15 protein-coding genes, 1 pseudogene and 1 riboswitch are annotated in these 15,744 nt (G+C 65.8%); of the genes and pseudogenes, 4 read left to right on the top strand and 12 right to left on the bottom strand.

Features of this window, described 5'->3' with window-relative positions:
* Positions 1-142: 142 nt before the first annotated feature.
* The gene (locus tag ACQR03_RS10960; RefSeq protein ID WP_315717831.1) at positions 143-412 is read right to left on the bottom strand and encodes a helix-turn-helix domain-containing protein; all 270 of its coding nucleotides are present in this window, start codon (positions 410-412) and stop codon (positions 143-145) included.
* Positions 413-861: 449 nt separating this feature from the next.
* Between ACQR03_RS10960 and ACQR03_RS10965 the strand changes: the two genes are divergently transcribed.
* The gene (locus tag ACQR03_RS10965) at positions 862-1,302 is read left to right on the top strand and encodes a hypothetical protein (protein ID WP_316194330.1); all 441 of its coding nucleotides are present in this window, start codon (positions 862-864) and stop codon (positions 1,300-1,302) included.
* Positions 1,303-2,298: 996 nt separating this feature from the next.
* Here the strand turns inward: ACQR03_RS10965 and ACQR03_RS10970 are convergent.
* A complete protein-coding gene (locus tag ACQR03_RS10970; protein ID WP_434841295.1) occupies positions 2,299-2,805 on the bottom strand; it encodes a mismatch-specific DNA-glycosylase in 507 nt (168 codons plus the stop codon).
* A 109-nt stretch (positions 2,806-2,914) separates the two neighbouring features.
* Here ACQR03_RS10970 and ACQR03_RS10975 point away from each other — a divergent pair, with 109 nt between their 5' ends.
* Positions 2,915-3,535, top strand: a complete 621-nt coding sequence (locus ACQR03_RS10975) for a glutathione S-transferase family protein (RefSeq protein WP_434841294.1) — start codon at positions 2,915-2,917, stop codon at positions 3,533-3,535.
* Positions 3,536-3,568: 33 nt separating this feature from the next.
* Here the strand turns inward: ACQR03_RS10975 and ACQR03_RS10980 are convergent, their stop codons facing one another.
* The 3 genes from ACQR03_RS10980 to ACQR03_RS10990 all read right to left on the bottom strand — a co-directional run bounded on the left by ACQR03_RS10980 (position 3,569) and on the right by ACQR03_RS10990 (position 5,773).
* On the bottom strand, positions 3,569-3,838 hold the full coding sequence (locus ACQR03_RS10980; RefSeq protein WP_315827115.1) for a hypothetical protein: 270 nt from the start codon (positions 3,836-3,838) through the stop codon (positions 3,569-3,571).
* Positions 3,839-4,032: 194 nt separating this feature from the next.
* Positions 4,033-4,287, bottom strand: coding sequence for a hypothetical protein (locus ACQR03_RS10985; RefSeq protein ID WP_315717825.1), 255 nt, complete (start codon positions 4,285-4,287; stop codon positions 4,033-4,035).
* Between the two features lie 226 nt (positions 4,288-4,513).
* Positions 4,514-5,773 carry an acyltransferase family protein gene (locus ACQR03_RS10990; RefSeq protein ID WP_434841293.1) on the bottom strand — a complete coding sequence of 420 codons (1,260 nt, stop codon included), beginning with the start codon at positions 5,771-5,773 and terminating at the stop codon, positions 4,514-4,516.
* 662 nt (positions 5,774-6,435) lie between these two features.
* Between ACQR03_RS10990 and ACQR03_RS10995 the strand changes: the two genes are divergently transcribed.
* On the top strand, positions 6,436-6,780 hold the full coding sequence (locus ACQR03_RS10995; protein ID WP_315827112.1) for a hypothetical protein: 345 nt from the start codon (positions 6,436-6,438) through the stop codon (positions 6,778-6,780).
* Between the two features lie 288 nt (positions 6,781-7,068).
* Here ACQR03_RS10995 and ACQR03_RS11000 read toward each other — a convergent pair.
* From ACQR03_RS11000 to ACQR03_RS11030, 7 genes and pseudogenes are all read right to left on the bottom strand, one after another.
* Positions 7,069-7,454: pseudogene (locus ACQR03_RS11000) on the bottom strand (RidA family protein).
* A 576-nt stretch (positions 7,455-8,030) separates the two neighbouring features.
* Positions 8,031-9,932, bottom strand: coding sequence for a phosphomethylpyrimidine synthase ThiC (gene thiC, locus ACQR03_RS11005; protein ID WP_316193141.1), 1,902 nt, complete (start codon positions 9,930-9,932; stop codon positions 8,031-8,033).
* 324 nt (positions 9,933-10,256) lie between these two features.
* The gene (locus ACQR03_RS11010; RefSeq protein ID WP_315717820.1) at positions 10,257-10,865 is read right to left on the bottom strand and encodes a thiamine phosphate synthase; all 609 of its coding nucleotides are present in this window, start codon (positions 10,863-10,865) and stop codon (positions 10,257-10,259) included.
* Positions 10,852-11,634: a thiazole synthase gene (locus tag ACQR03_RS11015; protein ID WP_316191907.1), complete on the bottom strand. Its 783-nt coding sequence runs from the start codon at positions 11,632-11,634 to the stop codon at positions 10,852-10,854. The genes ACQR03_RS11010 and ACQR03_RS11015 overlap by 14 nt, the downstream gene beginning before the upstream one ends.
* Positions 11,635-11,737: 103 nt before the next feature.
* Positions 11,738-11,935: a sulfur carrier protein ThiS gene (gene thiS / locus ACQR03_RS11020; protein ID WP_315750253.1), complete on the bottom strand. Its 198-nt coding sequence runs from the start codon at positions 11,933-11,935 to the stop codon at positions 11,738-11,740.
* On the bottom strand, positions 11,926-12,939 hold the full coding sequence (locus ACQR03_RS11025; protein WP_315717817.1) for an FAD-dependent oxidoreductase: 1,014 nt from the start codon (positions 12,937-12,939) through the stop codon (positions 11,926-11,928). Before ACQR03_RS11025 ends, thiS begins: the two co-directional genes overlap by 10 nt.
* Positions 12,927-13,037, bottom strand: a riboswitch (TPP riboswitch). (Overlaps the previous gene by 13 nt.)
* Positions 13,038-13,116: 79 nt before the next feature.
* Positions 13,117-13,908, bottom strand: a complete 792-nt coding sequence (locus tag ACQR03_RS11030) for a lytic transglycosylase domain-containing protein (RefSeq protein WP_316193140.1) — start codon at positions 13,906-13,908, stop codon at positions 13,117-13,119.
* Between the two features lie 216 nt (positions 13,909-14,124).
* On the opposite strand from ACQR03_RS11030, the gene ACQR03_RS11035 reads away from it, so the two are divergent.
* Positions 14,125-15,639: a hypothetical protein gene (locus ACQR03_RS11035; protein ID WP_434841292.1), complete on the top strand. Its 1,515-nt coding sequence runs from the start codon at positions 14,125-14,127 to the stop codon at positions 15,637-15,639.
* Positions 15,640-15,744: the final 105 nt, after the last annotated feature.

Here is a 15,744-nt window from a genome sequence, read left to right on the forward strand (position 1 = left end):
GTCTTTGATTCGCAGCGAAGCCTAACAGAGCCGCGACGACGGCAGCAATTGCAGCAGGGCTGCGAGGCCGATTGATCAACATCAATCGGCGCCGCATCCTGATGAGTTCCACGCGATGGGATATCGCGTGGCCGCCGTCGGATCAGGCCGAATAGGCCGGCACCGCGATGCCGTCGGCCGTGTAGATGCGGATCTTGTTGCGCAAGGTACGCACGGGCATGCCGAGCAGCCTTGCGGCGTGGGTACGATTGCCGTTGCAGCGCGCCAGGGTCTGCACGATCAGCTCGCGCTCGATCTCGGACAAGGGCGTGCCGATCAACAGCGGCAGGACCTCCGCCGCGGAGCGCGACGGTGGCATGGCAAGCGGCACGAGTGACGGACTTGCGGCTTCGGATGACAACTCTTGCGACATAACTCCTCCCGATCAACGCCCGCGCCGCCACTGAAACGACGCGTAAACATCGAGACCAACTAAACATCCAGCCCGTAAATCACCGTGGTCGGACAAGGTTAATGGGGCCTTAACGCCGGCGTCCGGCCGCCTCCAGCGCGCCAAATACCCCGAAATCGCCTTGGTTCTGCGCGGGTCTCGACCCATTTCGCCGGCGGCCGGCGGCACATCACGGCCCGCCCGGTCGGCATGCCCTCCGACAGCCATCGTCAATGTCGGCGGCGGGCCGTTTGCATTGCCAAATTCCTGCGGTGAGAGCGCGTCATTTCGAACACACCGGCGGCGGCGCATGCGTGGTGCCGCGCAAAGGGCTAAATTCGGCCCGATCGATTCGCTTGGTGGGGCACGATCGTCACACACGGCCATCGAATGACCTCAAGCCCAAATTCACTTCGCTGGAGACTTCATCCATGACAATTGCATCCTCGCTTCGCGGTCTGCTGGTGGCACTGACGGCTGCTTGCGGCGCCGTCATTCCGGCCACGGCGCACGCGGATGGCGGCTTCATCACGCTGACCATCTACAAGGCGGGGTGGATCATCGGCGGCTCCGGCGGCAGCGGCGTGTTGAACTTCCACGGCCGCGCCTATCCGCTGTCGACCGGCGGCCTCGACTGGGGCCTGGTGTTCGGCGGCTCGCGCACGGTGCTGCGCGGCCGCGTCAGCAACATCTGGCGTCCGTCCGACGTCGAGGGCGTCTACGGCGCCGCCGGCGCGGGCCTCGCCGTCGGCCGCGGCGTGCGCGGCATCGTGCTGACCAACCAGAAGGGCGCGGTGCTGGAACTCGCGGGTGAACAGATCGGCCTCTTGGCGAACGTCGATCTGTCCGGGCTCGCGATCACGATCAGGTAGTTGCGTCATCGTCGTCGTCATCGTGGCTGCGTAGCAACTCACAACAGGTGTCATCGCCCGCCTGCGCGGGCGAGGACCGTCGTTGCGTGCTGAGCACTGCCAACACCATCTCCCTCCCTCGCTCCTGCTCATAAGTCCGCGTTCTCGCCGCACCGCGTGCGCGAGGGATGCATCGTGCGAGCCCCATCGAAAATTGAGAGGGGCAGGGAAGGCCGGGAGCTCGCCGCTCCCATGGTCCGCGTGCAACAGATAAGCACGCGGCAGAACCACAGGTTCGGCGGAGACATCCCGGCCTTCCCTGCGCGCATGGTCTGACGGCTTATACGTGGTCTCCCTGGCGCGCCGGCTTGTTGGCCGCCATTGCACGCGTCACGCTTCCGCATGAGCACGCACGTGATACCAGCTTCGGGGTATCAGGACATCACGACTTCACCGTACGTGACAGCCGCGCTCGTCGGGCGCAGCGATCACGTCCACCGCGGCCCACCTCCACGTATCGTGACGACGCGTACGTCCCTCTGCATGAGGCGGGTTGAGCGGAAACATCGTCCTGATTTGCCCGACATGGCAAGCGCGCGGACGTGCGACAAACTAACACGACGGGCAGTTGGTGCATGGCGGGGATGCGGAGATTGCCCGTCGGGTAAGGGTCGAAAATGATAGGGCCGTTCTGAGATCGGGGCACATCAGTCGTTTGCGCTCGAGCGTTGCGCTGTACAACACAGCGCCATCGCCCCTTGTGGGAGAGGGTATCGCCGGCCCACCAACGTAATCGGTTGGGTGAGGGGGGCTCCTCCGCAAGTTGAACTCGTCGAGGTAAACCCCTCACCCAAGCGAGTTTGCCGCTCTGTCCTACATGCCCTCTCCCACAAGGGGCGAGGGCGCAGTCATTGGCACTGCGCGGAGGTCGCCAGTAGTTTGCTCGCAGTGATGATGATGTTACTCATCATCATGGGATCTGAGGTCATCATGGGATCTGAGGCAAAATCGCTTGCCTCAGATCTTTGCCACATGCGCCGCCAGCTCCAGCCACGGCTGCTCCGTCCACGCACCCGACGCCGCGCCGGACGGTGAGGCGAGGACGAACACGGTCGGGAAATCATCCTGCTCCCGCTCCGGCTGCCGCCCCAGCGCAATCGTGCCGGTCGGCTTGCCATAAAACAGGCTCGCGGCCTTCTTGCTGGTGAAGGCGACGGTTGCCGGGCGATGGTGTCGGATCTTTGCGGCGAAACCGGCGACGTCGACGCCGGCCTTCAGCGCGACATGGTCCATGCCCGCGCCCAGCTTGCACAGATCGGTGAAGCCGATGCCGAGCGACAGCAGCGCCGGAAATTCCTGCGGCTGGTACAGCCGCGGTGTCAGGCCGACCGCGAACAGCGTGCGCCAGAAACGGTTGCCGGGATGGGCGTAGTAGTGCCCGGTCGCCGCCGAGCGTTCGCTCGCGGCGGTGCCGACGAAGACGAGGCGCAGGCCGGGCTGGAGCTGGTCGGGCAGGCGGTCCATGGCTGGCGTTGTCGCATTGTTGCAGCCGCTGCAACAGCCTGTTGCAGGGAGGCCGCATTGTTGCTGCGGCGTCCCTGGTCTAGGTGACGCGGAGCCACGGGAGCACCTGATGTCGCAACGTCGTCTGTACCATTTCGCCCTCTCCGGCCACGCGCATCGCGCGCGGCTGATGCTGAGCCTGCTCGGCCTGCCTTGCGAGCTCGTCGAGGTCGACCTCAAGGGCGGCGCGCACAAGCGGCCGGACTTCCTCGCGCTCAATCCGTTCGGCCAGGTGCCGGTGCTGGTCGACGGCGATGCCGTGATCCCCGATTCCAATGCGATCCTGGTCTATCTCGCCGGCCGCTATGACGGCTCCGGCACGTGGCTGTCGCGCGATCCGCTCGGCCAGGCCCAGGTCCAGCGCTGGCTGTCGGCCGCGGCCGGTCCGCTCGCGTTCGGCCCGGCGGCGGCGCGGGTTGCGACCTTGTTCGGCGTGCCGCTGGACATGGCGCGAGCGCACCAGCTCGCCAACAGCCTGTTCGGGGTGATGGAATGCGAACTTGCCGCGCGACCCTATCTGACCGGCGCGACGCCGACCATCGCCGACGTCGCGCTCTATAGTTACACCGCGCATGCGCCCGAAGGCGGCGTATCGCTGACGCCGTACCCCAACGTGCAAGCATGGCTGGCGCGGATCGCCGATCTGCCCGGCTTCGTGCCGATGCAGGCGAGCGCAGTCAGCGCAGCTTGACCGCCGCCATGTACGACTGCGTGCGAACGCCGCTTACAGGAAGCAGCGGCGCTCGTCGCGCAGCTTGAGCTGGATGTTGGTCGCCTCGACGAAGGTCGGCACCGGCTTGGACACGATCTTGTAGGTCGACGGCCACTCCACCGGCTTCGACTGCAGCTCGGTGTTCCAGATCTGGCAGATGCCGGTGTTGTCCCAGCGGATCACGTAGTAGCCGGACTTGGGCGCAGGCGCGGCGAAGGCGGTGGGCACGATCGAGGCGGCTGCAATGGCCGCGGCGGCGGCGAGCGTGGTCAGGCGACGCATCATCAATCTCCTCAAACAAAACAACGACAATCGCCCGCCCGCGCGGGCCACCGGCCTTGCGGCCGGACCAAGGCCAAAGTGGTGCGACAAAAGCGCGCGCAACGCAAGCCGCGCGTGCCGTCATTCACAGCGATGTCCGGGATGTGAAACGACGACTTGCCGCCGTCACGTGATGCCATAAGGCGCGCGCGGGCTCACAGCGTGCAGCGGCCCTGCTGGCGCAGCCTGATCTGCCGGGTCACGGCGTCGTTAAACGTCGGCACCGGCCGGCTGATGACCTGATAGCTCGACGGCCATGCGACCGGCTTGAAGGCGAAGGCCTCGCTCCAGACCTGGCAGATGCCGGTGTTGTCCCAGCGGATGATGTAGTAGCCGGCCTGGGCGGGCGCGGCGGCGAGCAGCGCGGCCGCGAGAGATGCAGCAAAAAAGATTGTGGTGAAACGAGGCATCGTCAACTCCGGCAACGAACTGGCCCGGCCAGCGGGTGGCCCTATGTCGGAGCGGTCTCGTTCATTTTGAAGGCAAGTCTGCAGAACGTGTGCGTCAAAAGCGCGCGATCGTGGTCACCTGATCACTCCTGATGATCCCGGCGGAAGGGGAGGCGGGTTTGCAGGCTCGGCGCGTCGACTTGATTGCGGGGCAGGCGCGGTCGTTTCGGCGACCTCGGCGCACGGCTCAGGGGCGGACGCCTTCGGTGCTCGCATGCGACGAGAAGCGGAGATCCGCGCCAAAGCTCGCTGCCGGAACCAGCACCGGAGACGCGCCCGTGACGATCGGCGGCGAGGTGACCGGCTGCGCGCGCCGGCGCAGGAAGTGGCGCTCGAGATAGGCGTAGGACAGCGTCGCCGCCACGATCGACAGCGGCAGCCCGATCGCGAGCCGCAGCGGCCACCAGACGCCGTAGCTGTCGAGGAAGTTCAGGATCGGCAGATGCCAGAGATAGATGCCGTAGAAGATCCGGCCGAGGAAGATCGCCACCGGCCATTCGAAGATGCGATGGCAGATCGTGCCGTGGCTCCGCCCCAGCATGGTCAGCGCGAGGGTGCCCGGAAGCACGCCGCACACCATGCTGCCGAACAGATAGTAGTTCATGCTCGGCCCGTCCGCCGGCCAGAACAGGAAGGTGACCGTGATCCAGTAGATCAACAGCGGCCATGCGAGCTTCGGCCACAGACGATCGAGCGCGGGATAGGCGCCTTGCGGCACCAGCCTGAGCACGACGGCCATGGCGCAGCCTGCCATCAGCGCATCGGCGCGGGTATCGAACGCGGTGTAGAGCCGACGCCACTCCGCGCCATCCATCACCAGCGCCACGCGCCAGGCCCAGATTGCGGCCGCGATGGCGCAGATGGCGCCGACCAGCCGCCAGGTCACGCCGAACCGCTTCACCAGGAACGCGAAGGTCAGCGGCCACAGCAGATAGAACTGCTCCTCGGTCGACAGGGTCCAGGTGTGGCCGATGTCCTCGATCGTCTTCGGATCGAGCACGTACCAGTAGTTGGCAATGTAGGAGAGCGCGATCGCCGCGCGCTCGACCGCCGGCAGCAATGGCGGCCGCAGCAGCCAGGTGAACAGCAGATAGGCCGCGAGCATCAGGAGCAGCGGCGGCACGATCCGGGCGAAGCGCCGGGCGTAGAACTGACGGAACCTGACGGTGCCGTGCTTGTCGATGTCCCGCAGCAGCAGGCCGGTGATGTAATAGGCGCTGGCGACGAAGAACAGGTCGATATAGAGCACCGCGCCCGGCACGAGGCTGTGGGAGACATGCGCCGTGACGACGCCCAGCGTCATCAGCCCGCGCATGCCGTCATGCGAGGGAACGTAGCCGAGCGGATAGACCTGGGCCTGGAAGGCCTCCCGGATCGCCTCCCGCAACGGCGCCGTGGCGGTGCCTGCGAGGCGCAACAGGGCATGGATCGGCAATGAATAAAACATCTATCGTGAAATTTTCGGAGATAATGTTTCGGACTATTAAATCTTATTTAAAATTTAAATCGACCGCAAGAGACGAAATAGCAGGACGGGGGCCATCACGACGCAGGGTTGCGGCGGAATGAGGCAGGCCGCCGCGGTGGCGGCAAACGGCGGCGTCAGTGCAGGTGATGCGAAGGGAAACTCGCGGTGCTGCTGCGGAGCGCAACGGCGTGTTGCTCGACCGGCATCTTCCGCTCCTCGAGGTCGCGTGAACGGCAGAGCGGCGTCCGCTGATCGGCAGCACGATCGCTGGACGACGATCATAGTCATTGACCGTCGCCTCATCGGCAAAACCGTAGGGTGGGCGAAGCGACGTCTCGCTGCATCGCCGCGCGTCGGCTGACGCGTGCCCACCATGCCCTCCGCGGTGGGCGCGCCTCCGCCGCCGCTCTGCGAGCGCCGACGGCGGCTTTGCCCACCCTGCGGTGTCGCGGCCGCCGCGACGCCCTCGATCAGCATCTTCTGGAGTGGGGGCGCTAGACGGGTGAATGCGCGTCCACGACGGTGTCGGTGTCACCAACACGGAGTGACAATCATTGGTTGTAAATCGCGGAATTGAAGTCTAAAATCCGCGATTGTTTGAGCGCGGCCAATTTTTGAGTTTCATTTCAACGGAGCTTGTCATGGAAGAAGCGCATATCAAGTCATTCGAGGCTCTGCCTCAGTCCACCTCATGCAGGATCATCACGTTCGACAGCGCGACCGTGGTGCCTGGCATCGTTCCGAACACCTACTTCCTGATCGTCACCGGCACCAAGCCCTGGGTCACGATGAAGGTCGAATTGCATCCGCTGATCTATATCCGGCAACCCGAATATTGGGGCATCGAGGTGGTCGGCTGCCAAAGCGGCATCGGCTTGCCGCAGACCGCGCCGTATCACGTTGTCCTCGACATCACACACGTGCGCGGCAAGAAGGGGATCGAAGTGATCGGCGCCACGAGCAGGAAGCAGATCAACGTGCCGTAGGTCGGTCGACGGTCGGGTGGGGGGCATTCGCGCGCGCCGAAGCGGATCGCGCAACGCCCTCGGCCTGACCAGCTCACGTTACGACGAGCGCCGCGACACCCTCGATCTCGATCAGCATCTTCGGATCGGGCAGAACGTAGGGCGGGTTAGCGCCCGCGGGACGATTTCACCGCGGAGGGAATGTTTGCCAGGGCGCGTAACCCGCCGCCTGGAATGGTGGGTTACGCGAACGGCGTTCAGCCATGTGCGAGCGTGGAGAGATCGTCGGTTGCCGTCCGCTAACCCACCCTACCGTTTCACGACCGCCGCGACGCCCTCGATCTCGATCAGCATCTTCGAATCAGGCAGCGCTGCGACCACGCAGGTGGTGCGGCGGGGTAGGGTGCCGGCCCGAACGCCTCGGCATAGAGCCGGTTCATGGTCGCGACGTCAGCGGCTCGCGTCAGCAGCACGTTGACCTTGACCAACTCGCGGATGGTCGCGCCGCCTTCGGTCAGGACGCGGGTGAAGTTGGTCACGACATTGGCGAACTGCGCGTCGAACTCGGCGGGCAGGTTGCCGTGGGCATCGAAGCCGGGAATGCCGGAGATGAAGAGGAGGTCGCCGATCCGGGTGCCAAACGACAGCGGCGGGGCTTTGATGTGGGGTGGGGCGAGGATGTGGTGGATGGGCATGGGACGTCCATTTCGATCTCGTAACTATTCACAAGAGGCGCAAAGCACGCGCTAGGACCTGGGCAGTGGATTTCGGCAGGCTACCGAAAATTCCTACTAGTGCAAAGGCGACCGGCCACAGGCAGGCGGCTAGACCGAACAACCAGTGCTGCTTTGGCTCGCGGGAAGACCGTCCGGACATCAGATTCTCCTGCTTCTTTCGCCGCGAAGGTGATGTCCTTTCCTACAAAGTACAATGATGAAATAACTTAGTTGGCGGTCGGTTTAACGGGCCACTAAACCGAAATTGACCTAATCCCTTGGATTTACTTACTCGCGTTCCTTGCGGATAGTTGTGGATTGGGAACGTGAAGGAGGCTGTTTCTGCATTCGTCGACCGTTCCTTGTCGCTGAAATTGAGAAGGCGGACATCAGCGAGCTTCCGTCATTGTCGCAACAAGCGGCAACCAACGCATCAATTGCGAAATCGAAGGACCGAGCAGATCTCAAACAAGAAAGCCGGGCTTGCGCCCGGCTTCGATGGGTGGCCGGGTCAAGCCCGGCCATGACGACGGAGAGAGTGGAACTGAGCGGGCTTCAGGACAACGCCTTGTTGCTCTCCTTCACCTTCTCCGCATCCAGATACACGCTGCCGCCCATTTCCTTGAACTTGGCGCTCATCTGGGCCATGCCGTCCTCGATGGTGCCGCTGATGGTCATGCCGACGGTGGCTGGATCATTCAGCGTCGCGGCGTAGTCGCGGACGTCCTGGGTGATCTTCATCGAGCAGAATTTCGGGCCGCACATCGAGCAGAAATGCGCGACCTTGTGGGCTTCCTTCGGCAAGGTCTCGTCGTGGAAGCTCTTGGCCGTGTCCGGGTCGAGGCCGAGGTTGAACTGGTCGGTCCAGCGGAACTCGAAGCGGGCGCGGGAGAGGGCGTCGTCGCGCAGTTGCGCTGCGGGATGGCCCTTGGCGAGATCGGCGGCGTGGGCGGCGATCTTGTAGGTGATGACGCCGGTCTTGACGTCGTTGCGATCGGGCAGGCCGAGATGCTCCTTCGGCGTCACGTAGCACAGCATGGCGCAGCCGAACCAGCCGATCATGGCTGCACCGATGCCTGACGTGATGTGGTCGTAGCCCGGCGCGATGTCGGTGGTCAGCGGCCCCAGCGTATAGAACGGCGCCTCGCCGCACTCCTTGAGCTGCTTGTCCATGTTGATCTTGATCTTGTGCATCGGCACGTGGCCGGGGCCCTCGATCATGACCTGGCAGCCCTTGTCCCAGGCGATCTTGGTCAGCTCGCCGAGGGTTTCCAATTCGGCGAACTGGGCGCGGTCGTTGGCATCCGCGATCGAGCCGGGACGCAGGCCGTCGCCGAGCGAGAACGAGACGTCATACTTGCGCATGATGTCGCAGATCTCCTCGAAATGCGTATAGAGGAAGCTCTCCTTGTGATGCGCGAGGCACCACTTCGCCATGATCGAGCCGCCGCGCGAGACGATGCCAGTGACGCGGCTCGCGGTGAGGTGGATGTAGGCGAGACGCACGCCGGCGTGGATGGTGAAGTAGTCGACGCCCTGCTCGCACTGCTCGATCAGGGTGTCCTTGTAGAGCTCCCAGGTCAGCGCGACCGGATCGCCGTTGCACTTCTCCAGCGCCTGGTAGATCGGCACGGTGCCGATCGGCACCGGCGAGTTGCGCAGGATCCATTCGCGGGTGGTGTGGATGTTGCGGCCCGTCGAGAGGTCCATCACGGTGTCGGCGCCCCAGCGGATCGCCCACACCATCTTGTCCACTTCCTCTTCAACGGAAGATGTCACCGCCGAGTTGCCGATATTGGCGTTGATCTTGGTCAGGAAGTTGCGGCCGATGATCATCGGCTCCAACTCGGCATGGTTGATGTTGCAGGGAATGATGGCGCGGCCACGCGCGATCTCGTCGCGCACGAACTCCGGGGTGATGAAGGCGGGCACGGATGCGCCAAAACTCTCGCCGTCGGCAAGCGCAGCTTCGGCGCGCTCGAGCTGGGTCTTGCGGCCGAGATTCTCGCGCTCGGCGACGTAGATCATCTCCTTGGTGACGATGCCGGCGCGGGCGAATTCGAGCTGGGTGATCTTGTGGCCGTCGAGGCCGCGCAGCGGCTTGTGATGCGCGGTGAACGACTTTGCGGCCTTGTCGGCGCCGACATTGCCGTTGTCCTCGGGCTTGATGTCGCGGCCTTCGTACTCCTCGACGCCGCCACGCTCGCGCACCCAGGCGGTGCGGGCGCGCGACAGGCCGGCGTTGACGTCGATCGTCACGGTCGGATCGGTGTAGGGACCGGAGGTGTCGTAGACCGGCAGGTTCGGCTCGGAGGCCGCTTCCGAGAGGATGATCTCGCGCAGCGGCACGCGCAGGTCGGGCGCGGAGTCCGGCGTTGCGTAGATCTTGCGCGAGGACGGCAGCGGGCCGGTGGTGACGGCGGGCAGGGTGGTGTCGGGATTGGAGCGGATGTTCATGGGATCCTCCTTCTCAATTGTTGTTATTCCGGCCAAAGCGCCCGGCGTTCAGAGGCGATGTGTTGGCGGGAGGTCTTGCGGCGAGTGCAGTGCGCCCCCCTCCCCCTTGCGGGGAGGGGTTGGGGGTGGGGGTGCCCGGAATGCGATGCTGATGAGTGGGCGATTCCTTAGAGCTGCAGCGTGCCGGACGTGACGTCACATGGAGAGCTGTGCGCGTGGACCCCCACCCCCGACCCCTCCCCGCAAGGGGGAGGGGGGCACACCGCGTTCGCGGAGGTGATCTCCTGCAACAATTCTCAGACGCATTCGCAAAATCCGCGCGCATCATGCCGGCTCCTTGGTCGCATCGAGCCACGCGCGGACGCGGGCGTCGGGGTCGGGGTTCTGCGTCACGTCGCTGACGACGGCGATGGAGTCGGCGCCGGCGGCGAAGATCTCCGCGGCCTGCTCCAGCTTGATGCCGCCGATCGCGACCAGCGGGATGGTGCCGACACGCTTCTTCCACTCGCCGATCTTCGCGATGCCCTGCGGGGCGAAGCGCATCGCCTTCAGCGTCGTCGGGAAGATCGGCCCCAACGCGACATAGTCGGGCTTGGCGGCGAGCGCGGTCTCCAGCTCGGCATCGTCATGCGTCGAGAGGCCGAGCGTCAGGCCGGCCTCCTTGATCGCGGCGACGTCGGCGTCGGCGAGGTCCTCCTGGCCGAGATGGAGGTGCTGCGCGCCGGCAACGATCGCGGCGCGCCAGTAGTCGTTGACGATCAGCTTCGTCGCCGTGCCCTTGGTGATCGCCAGCGCGTCGGTGACGATCTGCAGCGCCTCGCCGTCGTTGAGGTCCTTCGCGCGCAGCTGCACGGTGCCGACGCCGAGCCTGGTCAGGCGCTCGACCCAGGCGAGGCTGTCGACGACGGGATAGAAGCGATCAGGATACGGCATGCCAGAACGGTGTCCCAACGACAGGGGTGGAGGGCGAGGCGAAATCGCGGGCGTCCATCAGCCCGGCCTCGTAGGCGGTGCGGCCGGCTTCGACCCCGAGCCGGAAGGCGCGCGCCATCGCCACCGGGTCGGCAGCCTTGGCAATCGCCGTGTTGAGCAGCACGGCGTCGTAGCCGAGCTCGAGTGCTTCCGCCGCGTGGCTCGGCGCGCCCAGGCCGGCGTCGACCACCAGGGTGATATCGGGCAGGCGGTCGCGCAGCAGCTTCAGCGCGTCGCGGTTGATGATGCCCTTGGCCGAGCCGATCGGCGCCGCCCAGGGCATCACGACCTTGCAGCCGGCATCGACCAGCCGCATCGCGACCGTGAGATCCTCGGTGCAGTAGGGGAACACCTCGAAACCGTCCTTGATCAGGATATCAGCGGCTTCGACGAGACCAACCACGTCGGGCTGCAGGGTGTCGTTGTCGCCGATCACTTCGAGCTTGATCCAGCTCGTGCCGAACAATTCGCGCGCGAGCTTCGCCGTCGTCACCGCCTCGCGCACGCTGCGGCAGCCGGCGGTGTTCGGCAGCACGGTGACATCGAGCGCGTTGATCAGCTTCCAGAACGCATCGCCGGTCTTGCCGCCGGCCGACTCGCGCCGCAGCGACACGGTGACGATCTGCGCGCCCGAGGCGCGGATCGCATCCTGCATGATCGCAGGCGATGGGTAGAGCGCGGTGCCGATCAGCAGGCGGGAGGCGAAAGTCTTGTCGTAGAAGGTGGGCATCAATGGTCTCCGTCATGTCGGACGGTGGTCGCCGCAACGAAGCCTGTCATCCCCGCGAAAGCGGGCGATGACAGTGGTGGTTGTGGCGCGAGCTCCATGAGCATCACCCTCCCTGCCGGGGGGTGATGATCTCGATCTCGTCGCCGGTCTTGAGCTGCGTCTCGGCCCAGCGGCTCTTCGGCACCACGTCGTAGTTCAGCGCGATCGCGAAATGGGTGCCTTCGTAGTCGAGCTCGGAGAGCAGCGCGGCGACGCTGGTCGCGCTGATGTCGCGGGCCTCGCCGTTGACGGTCACGCGCATCGCATCACCTCGTTGTCGATCTGGCCGTGCGCGAGATAGTTCAAGGTCGCCTGCGCCAGCGCCGGCGCGATCAGGAAGCCGTGGCGGTAGAGGCCGTTGACGCGGATCTCGCGCTCGCCCTTGATGGTGATGCGCGGCAGATTGTCGGGATAGGCCGGCCTGAGCCCCGAGCCGAATTCGAGGATGCGCGCCTCGCCGAACGCCGGATGCACCGAGTAGGCGGCACCGAGCAATTCCAGCGCCGAGCGCAGGCTGACGCCGGTGTCCTCGGCCTCGAGCGAAGTCGCCCCCAGCATGAACAGGTTGTCCTCGCGCGGGATCAGATAGAGCGGGAAGCGCGGATGCATCAGCCGCACGGGCCGCGCGAGCTGCACCTCGGCGGTCTCGATCAGGATCATCTCGCCCTTGACGCCGCGCAGCTCGGGCTCGGCGTCGCGCGCCTCCAGCCCGCGGCAGTCGATCACGAGGCCGTCGAGATCATCAGCCGTGACGTCGCTGTTGAACAGCACGCGGCCGCCAGCCTCGACGATGCGCTGATGCAGCTTCGGCAGCACGCGGCGTGGCTCGACATGGCCCTCGGTCGGATAGAACAGGCCCTCGCGGAAGCGGCCCTCCAGCGACGGCTCCAACGCCGCAAGCTGCTGCGCGTCGAGCCGCTGATAGCCGGAGGTGCGGCGGGCGAAGCGGTCGTAGTCGGCGCGGTCGCGGGCATGCGCGATCACCAGCGAACCGTTGAACGGCGTGTCCGGCAGCTCGCGCCGCCAGATGTCGAGCGAGGCGAGCCCGAGCCGGCTGATGATCGGCTCGGCGACCTCGCTCTCGCAATAAGGCGCCAGCATGCCGCCGGCCCAATGGCTGGTGGAGAGCATCAGATCGGCGTCGCTGCGCTCGTGCAGCGTGACCTCGCGGCCCGCGCGCGCGAGCAGCAAGGCTTGCCAGGCACCCGCGATGCCCGCACCGATGATGGAAACGGGGACATCCCCGCGCGTGGTTGTCTGCTGCATCCCTGTCCCTTCGCCGGCATGACCCGGATCAGGTTCAAAGGGTCACCGCATCACGCTGCGGTATCTCAGCTCCCCTCGGAGCTCCCCTCGGAACGCACTTAAAATAGACCGATATCCCCCCGTGTCAACGGAGTGTCACGGAAAGACAAAGCCGGTGTCCCTTGGAACCAATGGCGATCAGTGCGCCCGCGCGTGGCGGCCGGTTGCAATCTTCGGGGTGATGTCGAGCGGGCCGCTCGTCCGCTCGGAGCGGCCGGCGGGCCGCGCGTCGGCCAGGCGCTGCCGCTTGGCCTCCTCGTAGTAGCCCCTGGCGAAGTAGAGCACGGCGCGGTCGTGATCGCCGCGGGCGGCACGATAGGCGCCGGCGAGATAGCGCACGCCATAGGTGAGATTGGTGTTCGGATCGTGCAGGCCCTGTGCGTCGCCGGTGTAGCCCAGGCCGCGCGCGGTGCCGAGCTTGATCTGCATCAGGCCGATGCAGCCGCAGCGGCCGACCAGGTCCTTCTGGTATTTGCTCTCGCGCACGATGACGCGGTGGATCAGCGATTCCGGAATGTTGTTGGCGGCGGCGTGCACCGCCACCAGCGCGTCGATGTGCGGATGGCCGGTGTCGATGTGGCGCGGCTTGGCCTCGGCCGCCCTGCGCTCGGCCTCGCGGGGCTCGGCCGCAGCGGCCGGGATGGCGTCGGTGTCGGCGGACGCTGAGGCATTGGCGTCCATCGGCGGCGACGTGTCGGCGCTGCTGACGGCCTCGATCGCCTCGACCTCGCGCGCGGCCTTCGTCACCGCGCTGCGTGCCGCCAGCTCCCTGGTGCCGTCAGAGCGGACATGGGCGAGCTTGACCTTGCCGGCCTTCGGTTTGGCTGCACTGTCCGATGCGGTGCTCGCATCATCGGCAGCCATTGCGAACGGCACGGGACCAGCCATTGCGAAGCCTGCGATGCAGGCCGTCAGCACAAGACGTCTCATGTGTCAGGATCCCCCGGGAACCACACGCATGCCGAGTAGCCCCCCAGCACGCGCTTTACACTTTGCACACCGTAATTGGCGCGAACGCCGGGCGATAATGTGGCAACAATGGGGCGAAGACGCCGGGTCGGGTCCGGATGCGCCGGCGGTTTACCGCGAATTATGCCGTGCATGCTTGGCTGGGCGGAGCAATTCCGCCAACGGGGCCATGCCGCGATGACGCTGTCCGTTACCCACACCGAAGCGACCGCCGGGCGCGCGCAGGCGCTGCTGCCACTATGGGTCGGCGCCGGCGTCTATGCGCTGCTGCTGATCTCCGGCAACCGGCTGCTCAACGATCCCGACACGCTGTGGCAGATCACGGTGGGGCAGTGGATCATCGATCATCGCGCGGTCCCGGAGGTCGATGTCTATTCCTTCACCCTGCGCGGCGCGCCCTGGATCTCCACGCAGTGGCTGGCGCAGGTCGCCTATGCCGCCGCTTACACGTTCGCCGGCTGGACCGGGCCGGTGGTGCTGGCGGCCTCGGCGACCGCGCTGTCCTTCGCGCTGTTCGCGCGCGCCCTCGGTCGGCATCTGCGCGACGCCACGACATTGGTGTTCGTGGTCGCGGCGTTCCTGCTCTGCCTGCCGCATCTGCTGGCGCGGCCGCATGTGCTGGCGTTTCCGATCCTGGTCGCCTGGATCGCCGGACTTGTCGATGCGGCCGATCGCAGGGCTGCGCCGCCATGGCAGCTGGTGCCGCTGATCGCGCTGTGGGCCAATCTGCATGGCGGATTCGTGTTCGGCCTGTTCTTCATCGCGCCCGCCGCGCTCGACGCGCTGGTGAATGCCGATCGCTCGGTCCGCTCCGGCCTGGCGCTGCGCTGGGCCGGGTTTGCGGCGCTCGCGCTGGCGGCGAGCTGCTGCACGCCCTATGGCTGGAATGCGCTGCTGGCGTCGCAGAAGATCCTCTCGCTGGGCCAGGCGCTGCCGCTGATCGTGGAATGGAAGGCGACCGACTTCCAGGGGCTCGGTCCGTTCGAGATTTGCCTGCTGATCGCCATCGGGGTCGCGCTGTTCCATGGTCTCAGGCTGCCTCCGGTGCGGATCCTGATGCTGCTCGGCCTGCTGCACATGGCGCTGGCGCAGGCGCGCGCGGCGGAGATCCTGGCGTTGGTCGGCCCGCTGGTGCTCGCCGCACCGCTGGCGCGGCAGGCGGGTGCGTCGCCCGTGCTGCCGCGGGGGCGCGCGTCGGGAGCGGCGCTGACGGCGGCAGTGATGCTCGCGCTCGGCGCCGGCACGGTCGCCTCGGCTTCGATCCTGAACTACACGCCAAACATGCGCGGCACCCCGGTCGCGGCCGTGACCGAGCTGAAGAAGCTCAACCTCACGCGGGTTCTCAATGACTATGATTTCGGCGGCTACCTGATCTCAGCCGGTGTCGCGCCGTTCATCGACGGCCGCACCGAGCTCTATGGCGAAAAGTTCTTCGTCGATCACAACGCCGCGTCCGGCCTGATGGAGCCGAACAATCTGTTCCGTCTGCTCAAGGACTACGACATCGAGGCGACCCTGCTGCGGACGCAGAGTGCTGCGACCAAGCTGCTCGATCACGTCGACGGCTGGCAGAAGGTTTATGCCGACGACATCGCCACCATCCATCTGCGCAAGGCGGGTGCCCGTCATGTCGCGGAACCGGCGGTCTCTCCGGCGGCAATTGAATCAAACGCGTTGATCCCATCTCCGTGAGGTCGGATGTCGCGCGGCATCCCGGCGCGTGCAAAACAACCGCCGCGCGGCTAAGATCAGGGCCGTCAGTTCGACAGCATGCCTGACTCATTCAAGAAGACTGAA

The organism is Bradyrhizobium sp. HKCCYLS3070 (genome assembly GCF_051167575.1).
GTDB lineage: Bacteria > Pseudomonadota > Alphaproteobacteria > Rhizobiales > Xanthobacteraceae > Bradyrhizobium.

What these genes read in the sequence shown, in the direction of transcription:
- ACQR03_RS10960 (WP_315717831.1), bottom strand. Translation starts at nt 412, where the DNA reads ATGTCGCAAGAGTTGTCATCCGAAGCCGCAAGTCCGTCACTCGTGCCG.
- ACQR03_RS10965 (WP_316194330.1), top strand. Translation starts at nt 862, where the DNA reads ATGACAATTGCATCCTCGCTTCGCGGTCTGCTGGTGGCACTGACGGCT.
- ACQR03_RS10970 (WP_434841295.1), bottom strand. Translation starts at nt 2,805, where the DNA reads ATGGACCGCCTGCCCGACCAGCTCCAGCCCGGCCTGCGCCTCGTCTTC.
- ACQR03_RS10975 (WP_434841294.1), top strand. Translation starts at nt 2,915, where the DNA reads ATGTCGCAACGTCGTCTGTACCATTTCGCCCTCTCCGGCCACGCGCAT.
- ACQR03_RS10980 (WP_315827115.1), bottom strand. Translation starts at nt 3,838, where the DNA reads ATGCGTCGCCTGACCACGCTCGCCGCCGCCGCGGCCATTGCAGCCGCC.
- ACQR03_RS10985 (WP_315717825.1), bottom strand. Translation starts at nt 4,287, where the DNA reads ATGCCTCGTTTCACCACAATCTTTTTTGCTGCATCTCTCGCGGCCGCG.
- ACQR03_RS10990 (WP_434841293.1), bottom strand. Translation starts at nt 5,773, where the DNA reads ATGTTTTATTCATTGCCGATCCATGCCCTGTTGCGCCTCGCAGGCACC.
- ACQR03_RS10995 (WP_315827112.1), top strand. Translation starts at nt 6,436, where the DNA reads ATGGAAGAAGCGCATATCAAGTCATTCGAGGCTCTGCCTCAGTCCACC.
- thiC (WP_316193141.1), bottom strand. Translation starts at nt 9,932, where the DNA reads ATGAACATCCGCTCCAATCCCGACACCACCCTGCCCGCCGTCACCACC.
- ACQR03_RS11010 (WP_315717820.1), bottom strand. Translation starts at nt 10,865, where the DNA reads ATGCCGTATCCTGATCGCTTCTATCCCGTCGTCGACAGCCTCGCCTGG.
- ACQR03_RS11015 (WP_316191907.1), bottom strand. Translation starts at nt 11,634, where the DNA reads ATGCCCACCTTCTACGACAAGACTTTCGCCTCCCGCCTGCTGATCGGC.
- thiS (WP_315750253.1), bottom strand. Translation starts at nt 11,935, where the DNA reads ATGCGCGTGACCGTCAACGGCGAGGCCCGCGACATCAGCGCGACCAGC.
- ACQR03_RS11025 (WP_315717817.1), bottom strand. Translation starts at nt 12,939, where the DNA reads ATGCAGCAGACAACCACGCGCGGGGATGTCCCCGTTTCCATCATCGGT.
- ACQR03_RS11030 (WP_316193140.1), bottom strand. Translation starts at nt 13,908, where the DNA reads ATGAGACGTCTTGTGCTGACGGCCTGCATCGCAGGCTTCGCAATGGCT.
- ACQR03_RS11035 (WP_434841292.1), top strand. Translation starts at nt 14,125, where the DNA reads ATGACGCTGTCCGTTACCCACACCGAAGCGACCGCCGGGCGCGCGCAG.